The organism is Sphingomonas sp. (assembly GCF_035944535.1).
Classification (GTDB): domain Bacteria; phylum Pseudomonadota; class Alphaproteobacteria; order Sphingomonadales; family Sphingomonadaceae; genus Sphingomonas_B.
Window position 1 is genome coordinate 12,567 of sequence record NZ_DASZBC010000002.1, and the last position, 23,773, is coordinate 36,339.

Annotated in this window: 27 protein-coding genes and 1 pseudogene; 19 read left to right on the top strand and 9 right to left on the bottom strand. The window is 65.8% G+C overall.

From position 1 onward, the window contains the following. Position 1: 1 nt before the first annotated feature. Together VGT77_RS00555 and VGT77_RS00560 are read right to left on the bottom strand one after the other, a co-directional pair. Positions 2 to 1,153, bottom strand: a complete 1,152-nt coding sequence (locus tag VGT77_RS00555; protein ID WP_327458512.1) for a GNAT family N-acetyltransferase — start codon at positions 1,151 to 1,153, stop codon at positions 2 to 4. A gap of 41 nt (positions 1,154 to 1,194) precedes the next feature. Next, the gene (locus tag VGT77_RS00560) at positions 1,195 to 1,989 is read right to left on the bottom strand and encodes a class I SAM-dependent methyltransferase (RefSeq protein ID WP_327458514.1); all 795 of its coding nucleotides are present in this window, start codon (positions 1,987 to 1,989) and stop codon (positions 1,195 to 1,197) included. A 503-nt stretch (positions 1,990 to 2,492) separates the two neighbouring features. Between VGT77_RS00560 and VGT77_RS15560 the strand changes: the two are divergent. Further along, positions 2,493 to 2,672 (top strand): annotated as a pseudogene (locus VGT77_RS15560) (PEPxxWA-CTERM sorting domain-containing protein); the annotation flags it as partial. Here VGT77_RS15560 and VGT77_RS00570 read toward each other — a convergent pair. From VGT77_RS00570 to thyA, 3 genes are read right to left on the bottom strand one after another with little or no spacing between them, the layout of a single operon-like run. Further along, entirely contained in the window at positions 2,635 to 4,158 is a 1,524-nt protein-coding gene (locus VGT77_RS00570; protein ID WP_327458518.1) for a class I adenylate-forming enzyme family protein, read from the bottom strand. The pseudogene VGT77_RS15560 and the gene VGT77_RS00570 sit on opposite strands and share 38 nt — an antisense overlap. Further along, complete coding sequence (locus VGT77_RS00575; protein WP_327458520.1) at positions 4,124 to 4,579, bottom strand: dihydrofolate reductase; 456 nt, start codon at positions 4,577 to 4,579, stop codon at positions 4,124 to 4,126. Before VGT77_RS00575 ends, VGT77_RS00570 begins: the two co-directional genes overlap by 35 nt. After that, a complete protein-coding gene (gene thyA, locus VGT77_RS00580; protein ID WP_327458522.1) occupies positions 4,576 to 5,469 on the bottom strand; it encodes a thymidylate synthase in 894 nt (297 codons plus the stop codon). Before thyA ends, VGT77_RS00575 begins: the two co-directional genes overlap by 4 nt. 114 nt (positions 5,470 to 5,583) lie before the next feature. On the opposite strand from thyA, the gene VGT77_RS00585 reads away from it, so the two are divergent. The 7 genes from VGT77_RS00585 (at position 5,584) to VGT77_RS00615 (ending at position 11,359) form a co-directional block, all read left to right on the top strand. Continuing rightward, positions 5,584 to 6,246: a TonB family protein gene (locus VGT77_RS00585; protein WP_327458524.1), complete on the top strand. Its 663-nt coding sequence runs from the start codon at positions 5,584 to 5,586 to the stop codon at positions 6,244 to 6,246. A 38-nt stretch (positions 6,247 to 6,284) separates the two neighbouring features. After that, a complete protein-coding gene (locus VGT77_RS00590; RefSeq protein ID WP_327458526.1) occupies positions 6,285 to 6,635 on the top strand; it encodes a hypothetical protein in 351 nt (116 codons plus the stop codon). Then, the gene (gene ribD, locus VGT77_RS00595; RefSeq protein WP_327458996.1) at positions 6,632 to 7,648 is read left to right on the top strand and encodes a bifunctional diaminohydroxyphosphoribosylaminopyrimidine deaminase/5-amino-6-(5-phosphoribosylamino)uracil reductase RibD; all 1,017 of its coding nucleotides are present in this window, start codon (positions 6,632 to 6,634) and stop codon (positions 7,646 to 7,648) included. The genes VGT77_RS00590 and ribD overlap by 4 nt, the downstream gene beginning before the upstream one ends. Before the next feature lie 3 nt (positions 7,649 to 7,651). Then, on the top strand, positions 7,652 to 8,263 hold the full coding sequence (locus VGT77_RS00600) for a riboflavin synthase (RefSeq protein ID WP_327458528.1): 612 nt from the start codon (positions 7,652 to 7,654) through the stop codon (positions 8,261 to 8,263). Continuing rightward, on the top strand, positions 8,247 to 9,398 hold the full coding sequence (gene ribB, locus VGT77_RS00605) for a 3,4-dihydroxy-2-butanone-4-phosphate synthase (RefSeq protein ID WP_327458998.1): 1,152 nt from the start codon (positions 8,247 to 8,249) through the stop codon (positions 9,396 to 9,398). Before VGT77_RS00600 ends, ribB begins: the two co-directional genes overlap by 17 nt. A 100-nt stretch (positions 9,399 to 9,498) precedes the next feature. After that, positions 9,499 to 9,921 (top strand): 6,7-dimethyl-8-ribityllumazine synthase, encoded by a 423-nt coding sequence (ribH, locus tag VGT77_RS00610; RefSeq protein ID WP_327458530.1) that lies wholly within the window; start codon positions 9,499 to 9,501, stop codon positions 9,919 to 9,921. Between the two features lie 64 nt (positions 9,922 to 9,985). Beyond that, on the top strand, positions 9,986 to 11,359 hold the full coding sequence (locus tag VGT77_RS00615) for a cytochrome P450 (protein ID WP_327458532.1): 1,374 nt from the start codon (positions 9,986 to 9,988) through the stop codon (positions 11,357 to 11,359). 137 nt (positions 11,360 to 11,496) lie between these two features. On the opposite strand, the gene VGT77_RS00620 is transcribed toward VGT77_RS00615, so the two are convergent. Continuing rightward, positions 11,497 to 12,585 (bottom strand): alkene reductase, encoded by a 1,089-nt coding sequence (locus VGT77_RS00620; protein WP_327458534.1) that lies wholly within the window; start codon positions 12,583 to 12,585, stop codon positions 11,497 to 11,499. A gap of 47 nt (positions 12,586 to 12,632) precedes the next feature. On the opposite strand from VGT77_RS00620, the gene VGT77_RS00625 reads away from it, so the two are divergent. Next, complete coding sequence (locus VGT77_RS00625) at positions 12,633 to 13,553, top strand: DMT family transporter (RefSeq protein ID WP_327458536.1); 921 nt, start codon at positions 12,633 to 12,635, stop codon at positions 13,551 to 13,553. A 3-nt stretch (positions 13,554 to 13,556) separates the two neighbouring features. Here the strand turns inward: VGT77_RS00625 and VGT77_RS00630 are convergent, their stop codons facing one another. Continuing rightward, positions 13,557 to 14,147 carry a urate hydroxylase PuuD gene (locus VGT77_RS00630; RefSeq protein ID WP_327458538.1) on the bottom strand — a complete coding sequence of 197 codons (591 nt, stop codon included), beginning with the start codon at positions 14,145 to 14,147 and terminating at the stop codon, positions 13,557 to 13,559. Between the two features lie 105 nt (positions 14,148 to 14,252). On the opposite strand from VGT77_RS00630, the gene VGT77_RS00635 reads away from it, so the two are divergent. The 10 genes from VGT77_RS00635 (at position 14,253) to VGT77_RS00680 (ending at position 21,812) form a co-directional block, all read left to right on the top strand. Then, positions 14,253 to 14,915 carry a COQ9 family protein gene (locus VGT77_RS00635; protein ID WP_327458540.1) on the top strand — a complete coding sequence of 221 codons (663 nt, stop codon included), beginning with the start codon at positions 14,253 to 14,255 and terminating at the stop codon, positions 14,913 to 14,915. 48 nt (positions 14,916 to 14,963) lie between these two features. After that, entirely contained in the window at positions 14,964 to 15,206 is a 243-nt protein-coding gene (locus tag VGT77_RS00640; RefSeq protein ID WP_327458542.1) for a FeoA family protein, read from the top strand. Continuing rightward, the gene (feoB, locus tag VGT77_RS00645; RefSeq protein ID WP_327458544.1) at positions 15,203 to 17,053 is read left to right on the top strand and encodes a ferrous iron transporter B; all 1,851 of its coding nucleotides are present in this window, start codon (positions 15,203 to 15,205) and stop codon (positions 17,051 to 17,053) included. The genes VGT77_RS00640 and feoB overlap by 4 nt, the downstream gene beginning before the upstream one ends. 102 nt (positions 17,054 to 17,155) lie before the next feature. Next, complete coding sequence (gene ssb / locus VGT77_RS00650; protein WP_327458546.1) at positions 17,156 to 17,671, top strand: single-stranded DNA-binding protein; 516 nt, start codon at positions 17,156 to 17,158, stop codon at positions 17,669 to 17,671. 15 nt (positions 17,672 to 17,686) lie between these two features. Next, positions 17,687 to 18,364 carry a nitroreductase gene (locus VGT77_RS00655; RefSeq protein ID WP_327458548.1) on the top strand — a complete coding sequence of 226 codons (678 nt, stop codon included), beginning with the start codon at positions 17,687 to 17,689 and terminating at the stop codon, positions 18,362 to 18,364. A gap of 22 nt (positions 18,365 to 18,386) precedes the next feature. After that, positions 18,387 to 19,556, top strand: a complete 1,170-nt coding sequence (locus VGT77_RS00660; protein ID WP_327458550.1) for a winged helix-turn-helix domain-containing protein — start codon at positions 18,387 to 18,389, stop codon at positions 19,554 to 19,556. A 96-nt stretch (positions 19,557 to 19,652) separates the two neighbouring features. Further along, a complete protein-coding gene (locus tag VGT77_RS00665; protein WP_327458552.1) occupies positions 19,653 to 20,204 on the top strand; it encodes a helix-turn-helix transcriptional regulator in 552 nt (183 codons plus the stop codon). Between the two features lie 62 nt (positions 20,205 to 20,266). After that, on the top strand, positions 20,267 to 20,743 hold the full coding sequence (locus VGT77_RS00670) for an MFS transporter (protein ID WP_327458554.1): 477 nt from the start codon (positions 20,267 to 20,269) through the stop codon (positions 20,741 to 20,743). Then, on the top strand, positions 20,674 to 21,447 hold the full coding sequence (locus tag VGT77_RS00675; protein ID WP_327458556.1) for an MFS transporter: 774 nt from the start codon (positions 20,674 to 20,676) through the stop codon (positions 21,445 to 21,447). The genes VGT77_RS00670 and VGT77_RS00675 overlap by 70 nt, the downstream gene beginning before the upstream one ends. Before the next feature lie 107 nt (positions 21,448 to 21,554). Continuing rightward, the gene (locus VGT77_RS00680) at positions 21,555 to 21,812 is read left to right on the top strand and encodes a hypothetical protein (RefSeq protein ID WP_327458558.1); all 258 of its coding nucleotides are present in this window, start codon (positions 21,555 to 21,557) and stop codon (positions 21,810 to 21,812) included. Positions 21,813 to 21,897: 85 nt separating this feature from the next. On the opposite strand, the gene VGT77_RS00685 is transcribed toward VGT77_RS00680, so the two are convergent. Beyond that, positions 21,898 to 22,638 (bottom strand): DUF4167 domain-containing protein, encoded by a 741-nt coding sequence (locus tag VGT77_RS00685; protein WP_327458560.1) that lies wholly within the window; start codon positions 22,636 to 22,638, stop codon positions 21,898 to 21,900. 269 nt (positions 22,639 to 22,907) lie between these two features. Beyond that, entirely contained in the window at positions 22,908 to 23,738 is an 831-nt protein-coding gene (gene prmC, locus VGT77_RS00690; RefSeq protein ID WP_327458562.1) for a peptide chain release factor N(5)-glutamine methyltransferase, read from the bottom strand. Between the last annotated feature and the right edge of the window lie 35 nt (positions 23,739 to 23,773).

Here is a 23,773-nt window from a genome sequence, read left to right on the forward strand (position 1 = left end):
CTCATCCGCCTCCGCCTCGCTTGAACGGCGCCATCTCGCTCAGGAACTCGACCTCGCGCGCCACGGCCATTCGTTCGCGCTCGAGATAGTCGGCGATGGCGGCGCGGAAGCCCGGATCGGGGATGTAGTGTGCCGACCAGGTCGGCACGGGCACATAGCCGCGGGCGAGCTTGTGCGATCCTTGCGCCCCCGCCTCTACCGTCTTCAGCCCCCGCGCGATGGCCGCGTCGATCGCCTGATAATAACAGAGCTCAAAGTGAAGGAAGGGCACTTCCTCGGTCGCACCCCAATAACGGCCATAGAGCGTGTCTTCTCCGATCAGGTTCAGCGCGCCTGCGATGGGCTTGCCGTCGCGTAGCGCCAGGATCAGCAGCGTCCGGTTCGCCATCCGCTCTCCGAGCAGGGAGAAGAAACGACGCTTCAGATAGGGCCGGCCCCATTTGCGGGAGCCGGTATCCTGATAGAAAATCCAGAAGGCGTCCCACAGCTCCTCGGTCAGCTCCGGACCGGACAGGTGGTGGATTTCCAGCCCCTCCACCGCCGCGGCCCGCTCCTTGCGGATCGCCTTGCGCTTGCGCGAGGAGAGGTCGGCCAGAAAGTCGTCGAAGCTGCCATAGCCCCGGTTCTGCCAATGAAATTGGCTGTCGGTGCGGATCAACCACCCGGCCGCTTCGAACAGCGGCACCTGATCGGGCGCGATGAAGGTGGCGTGAGCGGAAGACAAACCGCTCTGCACTGTCACTGCCTCGATGGCGGCAATCAGCTGGGGCGCGGCGCTTTCGTCCCGCAGCAGCAGCCGAGGTCCCGGCACAGGAGAGAAGGGAACGGCAACTTGCAGCTTCGGGTAATAGCGTCCGCCCGCTCGCTCGTACGCGTCGGCCCAGGCATGATCGAACACATATTCGCCCTGGCTGTGGCTCTTCGCATAGGCCGGCGCGATCGCGGCCGGTCGACCGTCCGGCCCATCGACGATGATCGGCAGGGGCTGCCAGCCGGTCCTTGCCGTGGCCGAGCCCGATTCTTCCAGAGCAGCCAGAAAGGCATGGCTGACGAACGGGTTGGCAGTGCCGGCGCAGGCATCCCAGTCGCCGGCGTCGATCGACGCCACGCCCTGGCCGATCCGCGCGACGAACTCGGAAGAGGACTCGGCCATGCCCCTAGCTAGGGCTTCGGTCCTCAGGAATGAAGCGCCGATCAGACCGTTGCGACAAACACATGCGCCGCCATCGGCTGGTCGAGCGGATCGTCCAGCTCGGCCAAGGCAGCGGTCGCGGCGGCCACCGCCCCGCCGAGCCTGGCCGGGTCCCGCGCCTCGATCTCGGCGCGGAGGGGACTGCCCAGGCACAGCCCTTCGGCCGCCTGTGACGGGATGCCGCGGCTACGCCTGGTCACCGTCTCCACGCGCACATCGCCAAAGCCGGCGTTCCGCAGCTCGTCCGTGATCCGCGCCACATCGGCATATCCGAACGGAACCCTGGCCAGGAAGGAGGGCGGATCGCCCGGGAACAGCGCCGCCACCGCCACCTCGACCCGCTCCGGAATTGGGTTCTGCGCGAGCGAGTCCCAGACGTTGAACAGCAAGGCGCCGCCAGGCCTCAGCACCCGGCGCGCCTCGCCATATCCGGCGGCGCGGTCGGGAAAGAACATGAAGCCGAATTGGCAGACCAGCGCGTCGAAGGCATCGTCCTCGTACGGCAGCTGCTGCGCATCGGCGGCGCGAAACGAGACGCGTGGCGAGCGCACCCGCTCCGCCGCCACGTCGAGCATCGCTTGATTGAGGTCGGTCGCGACGATCTCCGCGTCCGGCAAAGCCGCAGCCAGCGCCGCGGTGACGATCCCGGTACCCGCTGCCGTCTCGAGAATGCGTCCCGGCCGCAGCCCGGCCACTCTTTCCGCCATGTCGAGCGCATATGGCTCGAACAGCAGGGGCCCCAGGCACCGGTCGTACAAACCCGGGATCGAGCCCGTGAATGCCGCGTCACTGCTCATCCGCTGCCCCCTTCGAGCCTAGGTAGATGCCCGTATGTCGGGCCGAAACGATCCTGCCTAACGCAGCTCCCACCAGCGCAGGCCAGGATCTGCGCCACCAGAAGATAAGGGAGTGACAGATGAAATCAGTCAAGCTTGCGGTGCTCGCGGCGCTATTCGGCGCGGCGGCGCCCGCCTCGGCCGCGCTGACCGGCGACGCGGTCGTCGTCAAGCGGGTTCAGGGCCACACCGTCTTCAAGACGGTTATGGCGAATGTCGGCTCGGGGATCGAGTATAGCGACAACTTCTTCGCCATCGACATCGGCGAGAACGACATCCTGTTCGACGCCTTTTCGAACTTCTCGATCGGGGACATCCGCTACACGATTGAAGGGCTCGACTTCGACGACAGACCCGCGACTCCGAACCTGATCGCCGGGTTCACCAGCCAGTTCGTCTTCGGCATCCCGTCCGATCCGTTTGGACAGCAGCGGGCGGTGATCCAGGACGATGGCATTTTCCGCCTGTCATTCGCCAACACGACGGGCGCGGGCAGCGGCTTCGTACGCATCACGCTCGGTGCTCCCGCAGCCGTGCCGGAGCCGGCGAGCTGGGCACTGATGATCGGCGGCTTCGGCCTTGCCGGTGCAGCGGCTCGGCGCCGCATCAGCGGGCGGCGAGGCGCTCGCGCAGCTCTCGCTTGAGCACCTTGTCGATCGCGCTGCGGGGCAGCTGGTCGACGATGTGCAGCGCCGACAGGCGCTGCGTCTTGCCCAGCTTTGCGTTCGCCCCGGCGAGCACCGCATCGCGATCGGCGCCTTCCGCCAGCACGACAAACCCGACTGGGGTCTCGCCCCAATCCGGATGCGGCACGCCGACGACCGCCGCCTCGACCACGCCCGGCTGGGCGGCAAGCACCGCCTCGAGGTCCGAGGGGTAGATGTTGAACCCGCCCGAGATGATCATGTCCTTGGTGCGGTCCATCAGGATCAGGAACCCGTCCTCGTCGAAGCGGCCGACATCGCCGTGGCGGATGAAGCGCCGCCCGTCCTGATCGAACCACTCGGTGGCGCGGGTGGCGTCCTCGCGTCCCTTATAGCCGCTCATCATCATCGGTCCGCGACCGACCACTTCTCCGACGCCCCCCGGGGGCACTTCGTTCCCTTCTTCGTCGATCAGCTTCATCTCGCTGTTCGGCGCGACCCGACCGACGGTGTGGAGCTTGTCCGGAAACTCGTGGGCGACCAGCACGCAGGAGGCGCCGCCTTCGGTCATCCCGTAAAACTCGATCAGCCCGCCCGGCCAGCGGTTCAGGATGTCGCGCTTCAGCTCCGGCGCGAAGGGCGCGCTGGTGCAGAATTTCAGGCGGTAGCTGCTGAGGTCGAAGCGATCGAACTCGGGTAGCGCCATCAGCCGGCGATACTGGGCCGGAACCAGCATGGTGTGGGTGACGCGGTACCGTTCGGACAGCTCCAGAAAGCCGATCGGGTCGAACTTCTTCATCAGCACGACGCTGCCGCCGAACCCCAGGCACGGCAGGAAGCTGACCAGAGTCGTGTTCGAATAGAGCGGCGTCGACAGCAGGGTCACCGCGCTCCGGTCATACACACCGGCGCGCGCGAGGTAGTTCCAGCGCATCTGGTGAGACTGGACGATGCCCTTGGGCGTGCCCGTCGTGCCGGACGAATAGATAATGTTGAACGGGTCTTCGGGGCCGACCTCCACCGGCGTGGCGCGCGTGCTCTCGGGCGGCAGCCAATCGTCGAGGGCGTGCAGGGAAATCCGTTCAACTCCGGCCGGTAGTTCCATCTCGATTGCCGGATCGGCGAACAAATGCCGCGAGCCGCTGTCCCGGAGCATGGCGGTGAGCGCGTCGGACGAGGCGGAGGTGGTCAGCGGCGCCGCTGCTGCCCCGGTCCGGATCGCCGCCAGGAACACCGCGCCGTAGGCAATCGAATTCAGCCCGACGATCGCCACCGCATTGCTCTTGCCGACGCCTTCCGCCTGCAGCCGCGCCGCGATCCGCTCAACCAGCGCGTCGAGCTCGCCCCAACTGATCGACCGCTCCTCATCGGCAATCGCGAGCTTGTCCGGCTGCTCGGCGGCGAGTGCGCGGAACAGCTCCGAATGGTCCGTGAAAGGCTGCGCTATCAGCTCAGCGGACGAGCGTGACAAAGCTATATCCTTCATGATCCTCCCGCGCCGCTTCCCGCCAGCCGGTGAAAGCCGGCACGAATGTATCGCCTTCAGGACTGCCATGCACTTCGGTCAGCTCGATACGGTCTGCCACCGGTTCGAACAGCCGGTAGATTTCGGCCCCTCCGACGATCGACACACGTGGACCCTGCACCAAAGCCAAGGCCTGCTCGACGCTGCCCGCCACTTCGGCTCCCTCGGCCTGCCAGGCGCCTCGCGTCAGCACGATGTGACGGCGACTTGGCAATAGCCTGGGCAGGCTGTCGAACGTCTTGCGCCCCATGATCATCGGCGCGCCAATGGTCAGCGCCTTGAACCGCTTCAGGTCCTCCGGAATGCGCCAGGGCAGCGCACCGTCCCTACCGATCACGCCATTTTCGGCGCGCGCGATGACGAAGATGATTTCCGGCTTCACACCGCTACCGGTGCCGCAATGTGCGGGTGCGGATCGTAGCCGGTGATCTCCACATCCTCGAGCTTGTAGCCGAAGATCGACTCCGGCCGCCGCAGCAGCTCGAGCTTGGGAAAGGGCCGGGGTTCGCGGGAGGTCTGCTCCGCGACCAAATGCTCATGGTTCAGATACACGTGCACGTCGGCGCCCATCCAGACGATCTCGCCGGGTTCCAGATCGCATTGCTGCGCCAGCCAGCGGAGCAGCAGCGACGCCTCGAAGATGTTGAAGCCGAAGCCCAGGCCCAGGTCGCAGCTGCGCTGGTAGAGGATGCCGGAAAGGCGGCCGTCAGCGACATGATATTGATAGGTCATGTGACAGGGTGGCAGTGCCATGCGGTCGAGCTCCGCCACGTTCCAGCCGGTGAAGATGTGGCGACGCGAGGCTGGATTGTGCTTCAGCCCGTGCACCAGCCTCTCGATCTGGTTGATCGTGCCGCCTTTCCCATCGGGCCAGCTCACCCATTGCTTGCCATAAACCGGGCCGAGATCGCCCCATTCCGCCGCGAAAGCCGCGTCCTCGATGATGCGGGCCTCGAAAGCGTCGCGGTCGATCGCCTCCCCGGTCTCCCGGCGAAAGCGGTCGAGCGGCCAGTCGGTCCAGATATGCACGCCCTGTTCGACAAGCGGGCGGATGTTGGTGTCGCCGGAGAGGAACCAGATCAGCTCCTTCACCGCCGATTTCCAGAAGATGCGCTTGGTGGTCAGCAACGGCACGGTGCCGTCCGACAGGTCGAACCGCATCGTCACGCCGAACAGCGACCGCGTGCCGACGCCGGTGCGATCGACGCGCTCATGGCCGTCAGCCCAAGCGCCGCGCATGGCGTCCAGATATTGCTGTTCGGGATGAGTCATCTTGGCCGTTCCTGCTTGAAGCAAAGCCGCTCCACAAGTCGCTTGCCAATAATGTGATGTTGTAACATTATCTCCTCACGGTTCGCAGAGGCCGAGTCACAGGAGTGTGGTGTCATGACTGCAGATGGATTTCTGAATCAGCGCCAGCGTCATCCGGTCGCGATGGCGGCGGCGATCGCGATCAATCTCGGCGCGGTGACGGCGCTGATGCTGGCAAAGACCGGCGTGGTGGTTATCCCGCCCGGCGCGATTCCGCTGATCCCGATCACCGAGCCGCCCCCGCCCGAACCGGCCAAGGACACGCAACCGGAGACGAAGCAGCCTGAGCCCGCGCCCTTCGTCCCGCCTCGGCAGGTCCCGAGCCAGCCTGCCGGCGAGCGCCCGTTGATCGACAGCACGCCTTCGCTGCCGCCCCTCGGCGGGACGGGCACCGGTGAGACGGTGATCCAGCCGCGCGTGGAGCCGACGCCTACCCCGGCGCCAAATCCCGTCATGGTCGACGCCGTGCCGGTGCCGAGCGCCATGCGCGACTTCCAGCCGCCCTATCCGCCACAGCTGCTGCGCACCGGCGTCGAGGGCAAGGCCGTGGTGCGGGTGCTGATCGGCGCCGACGGACGGGTGAAGCAGGTGGCGATCATCTCCGCCGACGATCCGCTCTTCGCCGATGCGACGGAACGGCAGGCCTTGCGGAAGTGGCGCTTCAGGCCCGCGACCCGCGACGGTCTGGCGGTCGAAAGCTGGAAGCAGATGACGGTCAGGTTCGAGATCAGGTCCTGAGACTGGCAAGCGGGGCGTGACGCCCCTATCTTCCGCCCATGTCCCGCTTCCGCCGCTACAATCCGCTTATCGGCCTGAAGGATCTGCGCAGCTTTCTGGCCACGCGGCAGAAGCATGAAGTGATCTTCGCCTTTCTTTCGGTCTTCATCACCGTCACGCTGATCACCGGCTTCTATCTCGACTCCGGCGATCTCGAGAAACCGTGGAAGCGGGACGTGCAATATGTCGAAAGCTGGCCATTGAACCGCACCGATGCGGAGATCGTCGCCGCACAGAAAGCGGACGCGAAAAATCGTGCGGCGCGCGAGGCGGCGGAACAGAAGCGCCGCGACGAGAATAAGCGCGCGCTCAAGAAGATCGACGATGCGCTGACCCGGTGGGGCTTCTGAGCGACGACGCGCGCTGGATGGGCGCCGCGCTGGCGCTCGCCGGGCGCGGCCGCGGGCGGACCACGCCCAATCCCAATGTCGGTTGCGTCGTCGTCAAGGATGGACGCGTGGTCGGCCGCGGCTGGACCCAGCCAGGCGGTCGCCCGCATGCCGAGGCAATGGCCTTGGCGCAGGCCGGTGACAGGGCGAGCGGCGCAACGCTCTATGTTACGCTCGAGCCCTGCGCGCATGTAAGCGAACGCGGCCCGGCCTGTGCCGATCTGATCGTCGCAGCGGGAGTGAGCCGCGTCGTCGCCTCCATGACCGATCCCGATCCACGGACCGCGGGCGGCGGGTTTGCGCGGCTGAATGCTGCCGGATTGGAAGCGCTGACCGGCGTTCGGGAGGATGATGCCCGCCGCACCGCGCCGGGCTTCCTTGCGCGTCAAGAGCTTGGGCGTCCCTCGGTCACGCTGAAGCTCGCCACATCGCTCGACGGCTGCATTGCGCTCGCGGATGGGACCAGCCGTTGGATCACGGGCGAAGCGGCAAGGGCACATGCCCATCTGGAGCGAAGCCGGCATGAGGCAATCCTGGTCGGTCGCGGCACTTGGGAGATCGATCAGCCCAAGCTGGATGTGCGACTCGAGAGGCTGCAGGAGCGGTCGCCGAGCCGCATTGTCTTGTCTCGTCATCCCCGCGAAAGCGGGGACCCAGGAGTCGTAGAAGAAGGACTGGACTCCCGCTTTCGCGGGAATGACGAAGTTTGGCTGCAGTCGCCGGACCAAATCTCCGCCCTCCCCTGCGACCACCTCCTTGTCGAAGGCGGAGCGCAGGCCGCCGCCGCCTTCCTCCGCGGCGACCTGATCGACCGCCTCCTCCTCTACCGCGCGCCAATCCTGATCGGCGCCGGCAAGGCTTCGCTCGGCGACATCGGCCTCAGCAGCCTCGCCGATGCACACGGGCGGTGGAAACTCACGGACGCGCGGATGCTTGGCAGCGACTGGCTTGAGGTCTACCTGCGACAGCGCTGACATATGTTCACCGGGATCATCACAGACGTCGGGACGATCGAGTCCGTCGAGCAGCGTGGCGACACGCGCGCGGTGGTGCGCACGGCCTACGACACGGACACAATCGATCTCGGCGCCTCCATAGCCTGTTCGGGTGTCTGCTTGACGGTCGTGGACAAGGGCCCCGGCTGGTTCGCCGTCGATATCTCGGGCGAGACGGTCAGCCGCACGGCGCAAGGCCAATGGACAGCAGGCCGAAAGCTCAACCTCGAACGCGCCATGAAGTTGGGTGACGAACTCGGCGGACATATCGTCACTGGCCATGTCGATGGCGTGGCGGAAGCGGTCGGCATCCGCCCGGAAGGCGACTCGCAGCGCATCGAATTCCGCGTGCCCTCGGAACTCGCGCCGTTCATCGCACCCAAGGGGTCGGTTACGGTCGATGGGGTGTCGCTGACGGTCAACGAGGTCGCCGATCAGCCGGACGGCAGCACCCATTTCTCGATCAACCTGATCCCGCACACTCAGGCGGTGACGACGCTCGGCGCGTTGCAGCAGGGCCAGGTCGTCAACATCGAGATCGACGTTCTCGCCCGCTACCTCCAGCGAATGGAATATTATCGTGGCAAACGCTGAAGTCAGCCGCCTCAGGCACGCCTATTTGTCAGCGCCCGAAGAGATTATCGACGAGGCGCGCAACGGCCGCATGTTCATCCTGGTCGATGACGAGGATCGGGAGAATGAAGGCGATCTCGTCATCCCCGCGCAAATGGCGACGCCCGACGCAATCAACTTCATGGCGAAGCACGGCCGCGGCCTGATCTGCCTTGCTCTGTCGAAGGCCCGCGTCGATCAGCTCGGCCTGGGGCTGATGAGCCGCAACAACGGCACGCGGCACGAGACCGCCTTCACCGTGTCGATCGAGGCGCGGGACGGCGTCACCACCGGTATCTCCGCTGCCGACCGGGCGCGCACCATCGCGGTTGCGATCGACGCGTCCAAGGGCCCGGAGCACATCGTCACGCCCGGCCATGTGTTCCCCCTCGTTGCGCGAGACGGCGGCGTGCTGGTGCGCGCCGGGCATACCGAAGCGGCCGTCGACGTGTCGCGGCTGGCGGGGCTGAACCCTTCCGGCGTGATCTGCGAGATCATGAAAGATGACGGCACCATGGCGCGTCTCGACGATCTCGTCGCTTTTGCCCAGCTGCACAATCTGAAGATCGGCACGATCCGCGACCTGATCGCCTATCGCCGCCGCCACGACCACTTGGTCGAGAAGCGTGCGGAGATGAACTTTCACAGCCGCTGGGGCGGCGACTGGAAGGCGCTCACCTTCGTCAACAAGGTCACCGGCGACGAGCTGATCGCGTTGCAAAAGGGCAAGGTCGATCCCGCCAAGCCCACGCTCGTCCGCATGCACACCATGTCGATGTTCGTCGATGTGTTCGGCGAGGAGAATGAGCGCGCCGGCCTGCTGTCGCGGTCGATGGAAGTGATCGGCGAGGCGGGCGCGGGCGTGATCGTCGTGATCAACAAGCCGATGAAAGGCATTGTCAGCCGCTTCATGCAGCTTCGTGCCGAAGGCAAAAGCGCCGGTGCGCCTGAAGTCGAGGAGCTGCGCGACTATGGCATCGGCGCGCAAATCCTCGCCGAACTGGGCGTGCACGACATGGTGCTGCTCACCAACACGCATCATACGCTGGTCGGCCTTGAGGGCTATGGCCTTTCCATCGTCGGCGAACAGCCGATACCGGGCACAGGCGGGGAATAGGCCTTCGTCATTGCGAGCGGAGCGAAGCAATCCAGCTCCGCATTCGTGATCACTGGATTGCTTCGTCGCTGCGCTCCTCGCAATGACGAGAAGGAGAAAAATGGCCAACATCCTCATCGTCGAAGCGCGCTTTTACGATCACTTGAACGACCTGTTATTGGATGGCGTTCGCACCGTACTGGAGGCGAACGGCCATTCGCACGAGACGGTCACCGTGCCCGGAGCCCTTGAAGTGCCGGCAGCGATCGCGCTCGCCGCCGAGACCGGACGCTACGACGCGTTCGTCGCGCTCGGCGTGGTAATTCGCGGCGAGACCTATCATTTCGAAGTCGTTTCGAACGAAAGCGCGCGCGGCATTATGGCGCTGACGCTCGACGGCCTCGCGATCGGCAACGGCATCCTGACCGTCGAGAATGAGGCGCAGGCTCTCACTCGCGCCAGGCGGACCGAAAAGGATAAAGGCGGCGAAGCGGCCAAGGCGGCCCTCGCCATGCTGGCGCTGAAGGATCGCTTCGGCGCCTGACAAACGGGTTGTTAACTGCAACCCGTTTTAGCTACACTCCTGTCAGTTGTCCGGGAGTCCGCTCATGGCCCATGCGCATACGATCGAGGCCAATCCGCATTGGCTTCCGCTCAACCCGAAGCGGACGGTCGAGCATATTCCCGGCGAGAATGGCTGGCCGCTCGTCGGCAACACGCTGAAACTGCTGAAGGACCCGGTCACCTTCGGCAACGGCATGGTCGCCAGATATGGCCAGGTTTATCGCAACAACGCGTTCGGCGGCCCAACCATCCAGTTGATCGGGCCGGAAGCCAACGAACTCGTCCTGTTCGACCGCGACCGGCTGTTCTCGTCCGAACAGGGCTGGGGCCCGATGCTCAACCTGCTCTTTCCGCGCGGGCTGATGCTAATGGACTTCGACAAGCACCGGGCGGACAGGCGCACTCTGTCGGTCGCATTCAAGCCCGAGCCGATGCGGCATTACGCCGAACAGCTGAACCGCGGCATCGCGCGCGCGGTGAGCGAATGGCAGGGCAAGCCGATCCGCTTCTACGACGCGATCAAGGCGCTCAGCCTTGATCTCGCCGCGGAAAGCTTTCTCGGTATGGAGCTTGGGCCGGAAGCAACCAGGATCAACAAGGCGTTCGTCGACGAGGTCCAGGCCTCGGTGGCGCCGATCCGCCTGCCGATCCCGGGCACGGCGATGCACAAGGGGGTCAAGGCGCGCGAATATCTGATGAACCTGTTCCTCCGCGAGATCCCCAAGCGGCGGAACGGTGAGGGTCAGGACTTTTTTTCGCTCTTCTGCCGGGCGGTGGACGAGGACGGCCAGCCACTGTCAGACCAGGCGATCGCCGATCACATGAACTTCCTGATGATGGCGGCGCACGACACCATCACCTCGTCCGCGACCAGCCTGATCATGCTGCTCGGACGCAATGTCGAATGGCAGGACAAACTACGCGAAGAGATCGCGTCGCTCGGCCTCAATGACGATGAGGGCGTGCCTTATGGCCAGCTCGACCGGCTGGTGCTGACCGAATATGCCTTCAAGGAAGCGCTGCGCATGGTGCCGCCTGTGCCGTCCATGCCGCGCCGGGCGCTGCGAGACTTCGAGTTCCGCGGCTACAAGATACCTGCCGGCAGCTTCGTCGGCATCAGCATCGCCTACACCCACCGGATGCCGGAGCATTGGCCGGAGCCGGAGAAGTTCGACCCGATGCGTTTCACCCCAGAAGCGTCACGCGGACGGCACAAATATGCCTGGGTGCCGTTCGGCGGCGGCGCCCATATGTGCCTCGGCCTGCACTTTGCGACGATGCAGATCCGCATCCTGATGACCCACCTGCTGCGGCGCTACCGCATCGAGCTGGCGCCAGGCGCTGGCGAGAGCTGGCAGTATTTTCCGATCCCCCGACCGCGGGACGGTCTGCCGGTGCGGTTCGTGCCAACTCGTTAATCCTCCCCCGGGACGGGGAGGGGGACCGCGGCACGAAGCGGCGTGGTGGAGGGGGGCGCCACTGAGTGCGGAGCGGGCGGCGCGCCCCTCCGTCAGCGCTGACGCGCTCCACCTCCCCGTCCCGGGGAGGAGCTTCGCTACGCCGCCGCTTTCTGCGCCATCGGATAATCGATATAGCCCTCGGGCCCATGGCTGTACCACCTGGCCATATCGTCGGGTGTAAGCTCCGCTCCGGAGCGTAGCCGTTCCACAAGGTCGGGATTGGAGATGAAGGGCCGGCCGAAGCTGATCGCGTCGGCGATGCCGCTTGCCAGGTCCGCTTCGGCGCGTTCCAGATCGTAATCCTGGTTAAGCACCAGCTGGCCGTCGAACACCGGACGGATCAGCGGCGAGACCTTGGGCTGGTCGGACGCGCCAAACGTCCCTGCGGGCGAGAGCTCACGCAGTTCCAGGAAGGCGATGCCGATCTCGCCCAGCGCCTTGGCTGCCAGCGGGAAGACCGCGCCGGGATTGCTGTCCTCGACGCCCTGGCTGTTGCCGTTGGGCGACAGGCGCACGGCAGTACGATCGGCGCCAATCTCGCCGGCCACAACTTCGGCGACTTCGCGTAGCAGGCGAATGCGGTTCTCCGGGCTGCCGCCATAGGCATCTGTGCGAAAGTTCGCATTGTCCCGCAGATGCTGGTCGATCAGATAGCCGTTGGCGGCGTGGATCTGGACGCCGTCGAAACCCGCCGCCTTGGCGTTGCGGGTGGCGCGGCGATAATCGTTCAGCAGCCTGGGATACTCGTCGAGCCGCAGCGCCCGCGCCTCGGCATAGGGCTGCTTGCCGTCATAGGTGTGCGCCTTGAAGGGCGCCGTCGTGGCGGAGGACGACACCGGCTGTGCGCCGCCCAGAAAGCTCGGATGCACCAGCCGGCCCATATGCCAGAGCTGGATGAAGATGCGGCCGCCGGCGCGGTGCACGGCGTCGGTCACCGGCTTCCAGGCCTCGGTCTGCTCGTCCGACCAGATGCCGGGGGCGAAGGGCCAGCCAAGACCTTCCTGGCTGATGCCGGTCGCCTCGCTGATGATCAGGCCGGCGGACGCGCGCTGCGCATAGTAAGTCGGCATCAGCTCGCTGGGCACATGCTCGCGGCTCGAGCGGCCGCGGGTCAGCGGCGCCATCAGAATGCGGTTGGGCGCGCTCACAGCGCCCAGCTTTATCGGATCGAACAGGCTCGCCATCTTCGGGTCTCCTTTTGCGCATCGGAGATAGGTGGCTATGGGGCGCCATGCATCGGTCCGATCGTCCAAGAAAAAGTTTCGAAGGTGTAAGCACTCTCGCCTTCGCCGCGCTGCTGGCGGGGAACATCGCCCTGGCGTTCGGCCCCTTATTCGTCAGATTGGCGGAAACCGACTCCCATGTCGGACCGGTCGCATCCGCCTTCTGGCGGCTCGCGCTTGCAGCGCCCCTATTGCTGCTGCTCACGCGAGTCACGGGTCAGCGCGTCGGGCGGGTCGGCTGGGCCATGGCGGCCGCCATTGGCTTGGGCGGGCTGTTCTTCGCCGCGGACCTGGGCACTTGGCATCTCGGAATCCTGAAGACTAAGCTTGCCAATGCGACGCTGCTCGGCAACTCGGCCAGCCTTATCTTTCCGCTATACGGCTTCCTCGTCGCGCGTGCTTGGCCGTCCCTTGGCCAAGGTCTGGCGCTGTTGCTGGCGACGATCGGAGGGGCACTGCTGCTCGGCCGTTCCTACGAGCTGTCGCACGAAAACCTCGTCGGCGACCTGCTGTGTCTGCTCGCGGGCATTCTCTATACTTTTTACCTAATCGCGATCGACCGTGCGCGCGCCAGCTTGCAGGCTTGGCCGGTGCTGGCGCTGTCCACCATCGCCGGCATTCTGCCGCTCTGCGTGTTCGCGCGGATTCTCGGCGAGACAATATGGCCCGAGACTTGGGGTCCGCTGATCGGTCTAGCGCTTTGCAGTCAGCTGATTGGGCAAGGCCTGCTCGTCTATGCGATGGGCCATGTCCCGCCGCTGGTCACCGGCCTAGCCTTTCTGACGCAGCCGGTCGTCGCGGCGGCGATCGGCTGGGGCATGTATGGCGAGACGCTGGCGCCGCTCGACTGGATCGGCGCCGCGCTGATCGCGTTCGCGATGGTGTTGGTCAGACGGCCGGCGGCAAGCCCGGTGCCACCGGCCGACTGAGATCTACCGCGCGAGGTAGAACTGGGTCACCATGCAATAGAGCATCGGGATCGACAGCAGGGTGTTGATGCGGCTGAACATCATTGCGGTCGTCGCCGACTTCGCCTTGGTGGCGTCGTCCGCTTCGACGATCCCCAGCGCGCGCTTCTGGTTGGGCCAGATCACGAACCAGACGTTGAACGCCATGATCAGCGCCAGCCACATGCCCAGGCCGATCACCCGATAGCCTTCCTGGAAGGTCAGCGCTTCGATGAGATAAGGTTCATTGAGGCCCGGCATGCCGGCGATCGCCAGGCCGGTCAGCACCGTCAGCAGCGCACCGTAGCGGAAGAACCACAGCGCGGACGGAGCGATGAACTTCGACACGCCCGGCTTCAGCTCGGCGGGCACCTTCGGCATGGTCGGGATCTGCACAAAGTTGAAATAGTAAAGCAGGCCGATCCAGATGATGCCGAACCAGACGTGCAGGAAGCGGAAGAAGATATTCAGATACTGATCATTGAACGCATCGCCGTGCAGCGCGAAGATGACGATCAGCAGCAACGCAAAGCCCGCCGCGAGGACCGCATGCAGGTTCGAGAAGAATTTGGCCATGAGACGCCCCTCTTTATGTCGTTGATGGCTAGGCCCGGCTAGCATGGCCGGAGATTCCTGTCACCGCTCTTGGCCGCACCGCAACCGAGGCCTAGATGAGGGACTATGACAGCGCTTCCGGACGATCCGACGCTCGACGAGATCAGGGCGCACCTGGCGCCGCTGCTCCCCGCCAATGCCGCCTTCGACGGGTGGACGCCTGTAGCGGTTGAGCTTGCCGCCGAACAGTCCGGCGTGGACAAGAATATCGCTCGCCTCGCCTTCAAAGACGGCGCCGTCCAGATGATCGACGCCTGGTTCCGTTCGGTCGATCACGCCATGGCGGCGCGCCTGCCGGTCGAACGGCTCGCCGCGATGAAGGTTCGCGGACGGGTCACCGAGTTGGTGTGGGCGCGGATCGAAATCGTCGCGCCCGAGCGCGAGGCATTGCGTCGCGCACTCGCGATTCTCGCCATGCCGCAAAATGCCTACCGCGCCGCGCAGATGGGCTGGCGCGCGGTCGATCTGATGTGGCGGTTGGCGGGCGACACCGCGACCGATTTCAACCATTATACCAAACGGGCGACGCTGGGCGCAGTCTATGCGTCGACCGTGCTCGCGCTGCTGGACGACGAGACGGCGGATCTGAGCGACACGCGCGCCTTTCTCGAGCGCCGGATCGACAATGTGATGCAGTTCGAGCGCCTCAAGGCCGACTGGAAGGCGCGGAGCGACCACCGGCCGAGCCTGTCGCGCTTCATCGGCCGTCTCCGCTACCCGGCGGTCTAGGCAAAAGCCCTTATTGATAATCGTTCGCAGCATCCGTAGAGAAGCGGCATGCAGCTTTGCGATCTTCCGCTCCGGAAGGCGGCCCATATCCATAGCATCGACTGGTCTGCGCTCAGCGAAGCGGAGGGCAAGAGGCTCCGCGAACTCGGCTTTGATGAAGGGGTGACAGTCGAGACGCTGCACAGCGGCAGCATTTTCGGCCGCGATCCGCTCGCCTGCCGCGTCGGGCGTATGACGGTTGCGATCCGCCGCGCCCAGGCCAGCGCCATCCGCGTTGCGCTGGTCCCGTGAACCCTGCTCCGCTGGTCGCGCTGGTCGGCAATCCCAATGCCGGCAAGTCCTCGCTGTTCAATGCGCTGACCGGCGCACGGCAGAAAGTCGGCAATTATCCGGGCGTCACCGTCGAGCGGCATTCGGGTCGCTTCGCGCTGCCGGACGGCCGGCCGGTCGAGTTGGTCGACCTCCCCGGCGCCTATAGCCTCGAACCTGCCAGCCCAGACGAAGCGGTGACCCGTGACGTAATCCTCGGCCGCCAGGCCGGCGAGCGCCAGCCAGCGGCCATGATCGTGGTGCTGGACGCATCCAACCTGGATAACCACCTGCGCTTCGCGATGCAGCTGATCGCATTGGGGCTGCCGATCGTGATCGCGCTGAACATGATCGATCTCGCCAAGCGCGATGGGCTGGAAATCGACCCCAAGCTGCTCGAAACGGAGCTCGGCGTGCCGGTGATCCCGACCGTGGCGGTGCGCCGCCGGGGACTCGACGAACTGCGTGCCGCGGTCGCTGACGCAGTCGGCGATGTCACCGCCACGCCGAAGGTCGAAAGATCGATCGAAGCGCTCGCTTCCGTCCAGCGCCGGGCTCGAGAGCTGGCGCGGAAGGCGATTGTCTCGGAAAGCCCCGCTCGCCGCTTCACCCACTCGATCGACGCGGTAGCCCTGCACCCGGTCATCGGCCCATTGCTGCTCGCCGCGATATTGTTCGTGATGTTTCAGGCCGTCTTCACCTGGTCCGAAGCACCGATCGGCTGGATCGAGGGCGGCATCGAGGCGCTGGGCGGCTGGGCGGCTGCCAACCTGCCCGACAATGCCTTGCGCGCGCTGCTGATCGAGGGCGTGCTCGCCGGCGTCGGCGCGGTGATCGTCTTCCTGCCGCAGATCCTGATCCTGTTCCTCTTCATCCTGGTGCTGGAAGCGAGCGGCTACATGGTCCGCGCCGCCTTCCTGATGGACCGGCTGATGGCGCGCGTCGGCCTGTCCGGACGCGCGTTCATCCCCCTCCTATCTTCGTTTGCGTGCGCCGTGCCGGGGATCATGGCGACCCGGACGATCGACGATCCCAAGGACCGGCTGACGACGATCCTCATCGCGCCGCTGATGACCTGCTCGGCGCGGCTGCCCGTCTATACGCTGATCATCGCAGCCTTCATTCCGGACCGGAGCCTGGCACCCGGTATCGGACTCCAGGGACTTGTCCTGTTCGGTCTCTACGTCGCGGGCGTGCTCGGCGCCTTCCTTGCCGCGCTTGTGCTGCGGCGGACACTGACGAGAGGGCGCGGTGCTGGCTTCATGATGGAGATGCCGAAATATCAATGGCCGCGCTTTTCCGACATCGCGATCGGCCTGTGGCAGCGCGCAGAGGCCTTTCTGAAGCGCGCCGGCACGATCATCCTGTTCACGACCGTGCTGCTCTGGGCGCTCGCCTCCTTCCCCAAGGCGCCGGAGGGCGTGAAGCAGAGTGAATATTCAGTCGCCGGCCGGATCGCGTCCGGCATCAAGACCGTCGTGCGTCCGATCGGCTTCAATCACGAGATCGCGCTGGCGCTGCTACCGGCCATGGCGGCGCGCGAGATCGCCGTGTCCGCGATCGCCACCGTCTATGCGATCGACGCGCCAAACGAAGAGCAGGCGGCAACCGCGCTGGAAGACCGGCTGAGCACCGCCTGGCCGCTCCCCACCGCCCTCGCCTTCCTCGCTTGGTTCGTCTTCGCGCCGCAGTGCATCTCCACGATCGCGGTCACCCGAAGGGAGACGAACAGCTGGAGATGGCCGGGCTTCATGGTCGGCTATCTGTTCGCTATCGCTTATCTGGCGGCGGGCGCGACCTACTGGACGGCAACCGCGCTCGGTCTCTGAGCGACTTATCCCCGTTCGTATCGAGCGAAGTCGAGATACGCTTCTCGACTTCGCTCGAAGCGAACGGATAAGGGAGAAGAAACGAAGACGGGGAGTCCTGACGTGGCAGGCAGCGTGAACAAGGTGATTCTGGTCGGCAATCTCGGTGCCGATCCGGAAGCGCGATCGATGAACAATGGCGGCGAAGTGGTGAACTTCAACGTCGCCACGACCGAGCGCTGGAAGGACCGGGACGGCGGCCAGCAGGAAAAGACCGAATGGCACCGCGTCGTCATCTTCAACGAAAATCTGGGCCGCGTCGCCAAGCAATATCTGCGCAAGGGCTCAAGCGTTTATCTCGAAGGCCAGCTCCAGACGCGCAAATGGACCGACAATAACGGCAACGAGAAATACACGACCGAAGTGGTGTTGCAGCGCTTCCGAGGCGAACTGGTGCTGCTCGGCGGCCGGGACGGCGGCGGTGGTGGCGGCAGCAGCTGGGGCGGCGAAGAGCGCGGCAATTTTGGCGGCAGCGGCGCGACGCCCTCGGGCGGCTTCGGCGGTGGACGCGGCGGCGGCGCCGGTCGCGGCGGACCGAGCCCGTTCGACAGCGACCTGGACGACGACGTTCCCTTTTAGGCCGATCGTCGTCACATGACGTACGATGAAGTCGTACTCGGGCGGCGCAGTATCCGCGGCTACAAGCCCGACCCGGTACCCCGCGGGCTCATCGAAGAGATATTGCGACTCGCGATGCGCGCGCCGTCGTCGATGAACACTCAGCCCTGGTATTTCCACGTGATCACGGGGGAGCCCCTCGACCGCATCCGCGCGGGCAACACCGAACGCATGCTTGCCGGCATCCCCCAGTCCCGCGAGTTCCGCACCGGACAGCCCTTCACCGGCCGACATCGCGAACGTCAGATCGGCGTCGCCAAACAGCTTTTCGCCGCGATGGGGATCAAGCGCGACGATGCCGAGCGGCGCCAAGACTGGGTGATGCGCGGCTTTCGCCAGTTCGACGCCCCCGTGTGCGTGATCATTACCTATGATCGCGAGCTGGCCGACAGCGACGACACCGCTTTCGATTGCGGCGCGGTCGCAAACGCCCTGGTGAACGCCGCCTGGTCGCGGGGGCTGGGCGCCGTGATCAACAGCCAGGGCATCATGCAGTCGCCGGTGGTGCGGGAGCATGCCCGCATCCCGGACGAGCAAGTGATCATGAAGAGCATCGCTCTTGGTTGGCCGGACGATAGCTTCCCGGCCAATGCGGTGGTCTCCGAGCGCAAGCCGGTCGAGGAGGCCGCTGTTTTCCTGGGCTTCGACCGCTGACGCAGATGCGTCATCAGGGGGCGTGATCGAGGAGATTTCACTTGCCGACGCGCGGCGGATCGCCCTCGCCGCGCAAGGCTTCGGATTGAGCAAGCCTCCGGCGCCGAACGCCGGCCGGCTCCTCGCCACGCTAGACCGACTCAATCTGTTCCAGATCGACAGCGTCAACGTGCTGACGCGCGCCCATTACCTGCCGGCCTTTTCGCGGCTGGGCAGCTACGACCGGGCGCTGCTGGAACGCCTTGCCTGGGGTCCGAAGCGGCAGCGGCGCATGTTCGAATATTGGGCCCATGAAGCGTCACTGCTGCCGCTGGAGCTGCACCCCCTGCTGCGCTGGCGCATGGCGCGCGCGGAGCGTGGCGAGATCGGCTACAGAGCGCTGCGCGAGTTCGCGGGCGAACGGCGGCCCGAGGCGCAGGCGATCCTCGACCGCATTACCGCGGAAGGCCCGCTCACCGCCGCCGATTTCGAGCATGGATCGAGCAAGAGCGGCTGGTGGGAATGGAGCCACGTCAAGCACGCGCTGGAATGGCTGTTCTGGTCCGGCAAGATCACGACCGCCACGCGCCGGGGTAGCTTCGCTCGTGTCTATGATTTGACGGAGCGCGTGCTGCCCCAAGGCATCCTGGACCTGCCGACGCCTGACGCTGCAACCGCTCAGCAGGCCTTGATCGAGCGCAGTGCGCGGGCGCTCGGCATCGCCACCAGTGCCGAGCTGCGGGACTATTTCCGTCTGAAGCCCGCCGAAGCCGACCACGCCATCGCCAGCCTGGCAGACTTTGGCGTGCTTCTGCCGGTCAATGTGCGCGGCTGGCCGGCGAAGGCGTGGCTGCATCGCGACGCCCGCGTGCCTCGCCGCGGCCGAGGCGCGGCGCTGCTCGCCCCTTTCGATCCGCTGGTGTGGGAGCGCGACCGCGCGGAAAGGCTGTTCGGCTTCCGCTTCCGCATCGAGATTTATGTGCCGCAGAGCAAGCGCACACATGGCTATTATGTGCTGCCCTTCCTGCTCGACGAAGCCCTGGTCGCTCGCGTCGATCTGAAGGCGGACCGCCAAGCAGGCCAGCTACGCGCCCATCGCATCACGATCGAACCCGGCGCCCCTACAGACACTCTCGACCGCCTCCTCCCGGAGCTGGAGCGCATGGCCGCATGGCTCGGTCTCGGGTCCGTGACCGTCGGCCAGGTAAGCTAATCTTCTTGATAGACGGACCGGTGGCTGTGCGCCTTGACGCGAGCTTCGAACCAGATCGTGCGTGTCGCCAAGATGACGCGATGCTAGAAATAATCCATGCTGACGCCCCAGCCATCGCTCGGCCCTGCCCTCAGGCGGTGGCGCGTGCTCAATCGGGTGAAGCAGTTGCACGCCGCCGAGCTGTTGGGCGTGGCCCAGTCCACCATTTCCCGCTGGGAGAGTGGCACGCAGACGATGGAGCTCGCCCAGCGCGCCCGCGTGGAAGCGCTGGTCGGTGCCCGTCTGACGAGCGCGGGCGACGCTGCTCTCGCACGTCTGGTCGCGCAGCATGGCCGGGGCGTGCATCTGATGTGCGATCACAGCCATCGCTTGCTCGCGCTCTCGCCGGTTCGCAGCGCTGAATGGGGGTGCGACGCGGACGATTTGATGGGCAAGTCGCTCTGGCCCTTCATCACCGAAGATCTCGCGCGGATCGAGGATGGTCTGGAACGGCTTGGCTGGTTCGATCTCGCCTGCCCGCCCGCTGTCGAGGCGGAGACGCGCGCCAACGGCTCGGACCTGGTGCCGATCCGCGCGAGCCGATGCCGGCTCACACGCATGCTGCTGTCCGACGGCACGGCAGCGCGGCTGGTGGAGACGCTGCGATAAAGACACGCATTTCTTATGCGTTGCCGAGGCTCCGTCCTTCTGCTCACGCATCTCCCGTTCAGATGGAGCAAGTGATTTTGGAACGAGCGTGGCTGACCCTGGCCTTGGTGGTCGCAAGCACCATTATCGGGCTGATGGGGACCGATCTGGTCCTGCCGGCAGTGCCGCAACTGCCGGAAAAGCTCGGCACCACGGCACCGTCCGCGCAGCTCGTGCTCGCGGCCTATGTGGGCGGCACGTGCATCGGCCTGTTGGCCTTTGGGAGCCTCAGCAAGCGCTTCGCTACCGGCCGGCTGTTCATCGGGTCGCTCGTTGCAACGTCGCTGCTGTCCCTCGCCTGCGGGTTGGCCCGCTCGATCGAAGGACTGATCGCATTGCGGGCGCTGCAGGGCGCGGCGGCGGCAGGTCCCGCCGTCTTCGCGCCAGCCCTGGTCAAGAGCCTGTCGACGAAGCACGTGCGGTTCGCGCCATGGGCCTGCTCGGCAGCATCGAGTCCCTCGCCCCCGCGCTCGCGCCGATCCTGGGCGCCGGCCTGCTGACAGTCGGCGATTGGCGCCTGTCCTTCATGGTGCTGGCTGCAGTCGCGGGAGCGCTCGCGATCGTGCTGTCGGCGACACGGCAGTTGCCCCAGGTGTCGCGTCGTCCTCAAGGCAGCTACGCCATTCTTCTCCGCGACAAGAGGTTCCTACGCTACGCGCTCAGCCAAGCCTTCGTGCTGGGTGGGCTGCTCACCTTCGTGTTCGGGCTGCCGGCGGTGATCGTGCGGGTGCTCGGCGGCACCCTGACCGATTTCATAGTCATCCAGGTCGCTGCGATCGCTCTGTTCGTTGCCGCGGCGAACCTGGCCGGACGAGCCGTGACCCGCTTCGGCGCCGAGCGCGTGATCCTGTTCGGCACCGGTCTCTGCACGGTCGGCGGCGCGGGACAGCTGCTCTACGCCTTGGCCGGCGGCACGTCGCTTTCCGTGATCCTCGCCTTGTTCGCGCCGATCAATATCGGATTGGGGCTGCGCGGTCCGCCCGGCTTCTACCGGGCGGTGCTCGCCTCCCGCGGCGACGATGCACGGGGCAGCGCCCTCGTGATCCTAGGCATCCTTGGGGCTACGACGATCGGCACCATTCTCGCCTCGCCGTTCATTGAGCGGGGCACGCTGGCTCTGTCCGCGGTCACCTTCGCGCTTGAATCAGCAGTCCTGTTCTGTCTGCTCGTGCTGCCTCCATTGGAGGAGGCGGGCAGCCGGTGAGCCGGTATCGGCGAACATATCCCCCGGTGCGGCGAACGTCAGGAACGGCAGTCTAAATCGCGCGTCTTTTTAGGCGGGTTCAACGCTTCGAAAAAGGGCGACGCGCAATGGCTGGCATTCTCATCACTCTGGCGCTCTCGATGGGAATGCTGACCGCCATCTGGTTGCTGCTTGCGCCCCGCCGTCCTCGCCTGCCGCACGCACGAACGCCGACCCGGCCGATGGGAGAACTCAGCGCAGACGAGCGCCACCGCCTCTACCAGCGGCTCGGACTCGATCCCGAACGGATGAGCCGCGGCCAATATTCGAACGTGATCTGGCTCGACTCGCGCCGCGAGCCGCGTCGGCGGAGCACCAAGGCCTAAGCCTGCTGCTGCCTGAGCCCTCTACGCGTCAGAGGGAGGATGCCTCGCCGCTGCGCCGGGGTTCGAAAAGGTCAGCCGATACGGCCTAAGCGGCGGGCGGAACCTCGACGGGATCGTTAGCGGCTTCGACACGCGGGCGGCGGCCGCGGCGGCGGGGAGCGGGAGACTCTTCGCCTTCGTCAGACACGACCGCAATGGGCGGCGGCAGCCGGTCGGCGTCGAACGCTTCCTGCTGACCTTCCCCGTCGCCATCGCGCGCACGGCGCGGGCGGCGAACGCGGCGTTCGCCTTCGTCACGCTGCGGCGCTGCTTCCGTGTCGCGTTCCAGCTGCTCACTGGCTTCGGCCTGCTCGGGCTGGCGTTCGCGGCGCTGATCGTCGCGGCGGAAGCTGTTGCGCTCGCCACGATCATAGCGCTCGCCACGTTCATTCCGATCGCCGCGATCACCCCGGTCGTTGCGCTGATTGCGGCTCTGGTCGCGGCCTTGCTCGCGACCCTGATCGCGCGCGTCGAACTCGTCGCCCTCCTCGCCGTCATACTCCTCGTCGGAGCCCTGTTGTTGGGGGCGCTGCTCTTCGAAGCGCGCGCGGCTTTCGCTCAACACGCGGAAATAATGATCTGCGAACTGGAGGTAATATTCGGTCGTGACCCGGTCCCCCGCGCGCTGCGCGTCCTGGGCGAGGTTCTTATATTTCTCGTGCAGCTGCTGGGCATTGCCACGCGCGCGATTGTCGATGCGGCTGCCACCACCGGGCTGACCCGGATTGCCCTGCGGGCGCTGGCCCCCACGTCCGCGACGGCGGCCGTTCTGACGATTGTTGATCAAAGGATGTCCTCTACTTCACCCAAAACACGTCACTGCGGTTCCGCTGGTCCCATGCGCGGCCGTGAAGAGAGCAGCGGATCGACGCGCTCTCGTCAGTCGCCAGCGCGGCCGGGTCTCACCGCGTCTTAGCTGTCGGGATGGGCATGGCGTTCTTCGTAGCGCCTACTCGGCTGCTGTCCGCGGAAACTGCCTGCCCCTCTGCGCCCTACCTAGTGGTTCACCGATCAAAATCCAAGTGCAAATTAGCGTCGATTTCTTGCGCTTCCGTGTCAATCGCGGCGGAGCTCGAGACAACGGTCTCGTCCAGCCAAGTCCTGGCGACAACGGACGGAGAATTCCTCAACCTGCATCAAGGCACTGACGCTTTCCCGCTGCGTGGAGCCGATCTCGAGCGCCACGAGCCCGCCCGGGGCAAGCAGCCGCGCCAGCTGTGGAGCAAGGACGCGATAGTCGTCGAGCCCTTCCGGGCCGGCGAAAAGGGCCGAGCCGGGCTCGTATTCGGCGACGTCGGGAGCAAGTTCGGCGCCATCCTCGACATAGGGCGGATTGCACAGGATCAGGTCGAACTGGCCGTCGAGCGCATCCCCCCAGCTGCCCTTCACGAAGCGTGCGCGCCCGCCAAAACGGAGCCGCTCCGCATTGCCGCGCGCCAGATCGATCGCGGCTCTCGAACGATCGACCCCCAGGCCCCAGGCGCCCGGCCATTGATCCAGCGCCGCCAGCAACAGCGCGCCGGACCCGGTACCCAGGTCCAGCACCGTCGCCGGACCCGCACTGTCGAAGTGCGCGATCGCCGCCTCGATCAGCGTCTCGCTGTCCGGGCGCGGAATCAGGACCGCGGGCGTGACGTGCAGGTCAAGGGTCCAGAAGCTCCTGGTACCGGTGATGTAGGCGACCGGCTCGTGCGCAAGGCGGCGTTGGAGCAGGGCTTCGAAGGCTGCTGGCACCTCGCTGTCGAGGCGGAGCAGCAGCGCCTCACGCGAAACGCCGAGCGCGTGGGCGAGCAGGAGTTCGGCGTCTAGGCGCGGTGTGGAGGAGGTCGAGGTAAGCCTCTCCGCCGCACGCCTCAGAACCTCACCGGACGCCGACCCTTTCGTCATTGCGAGCGCAGCGAAGCAATCCAGCCCGCGACGGG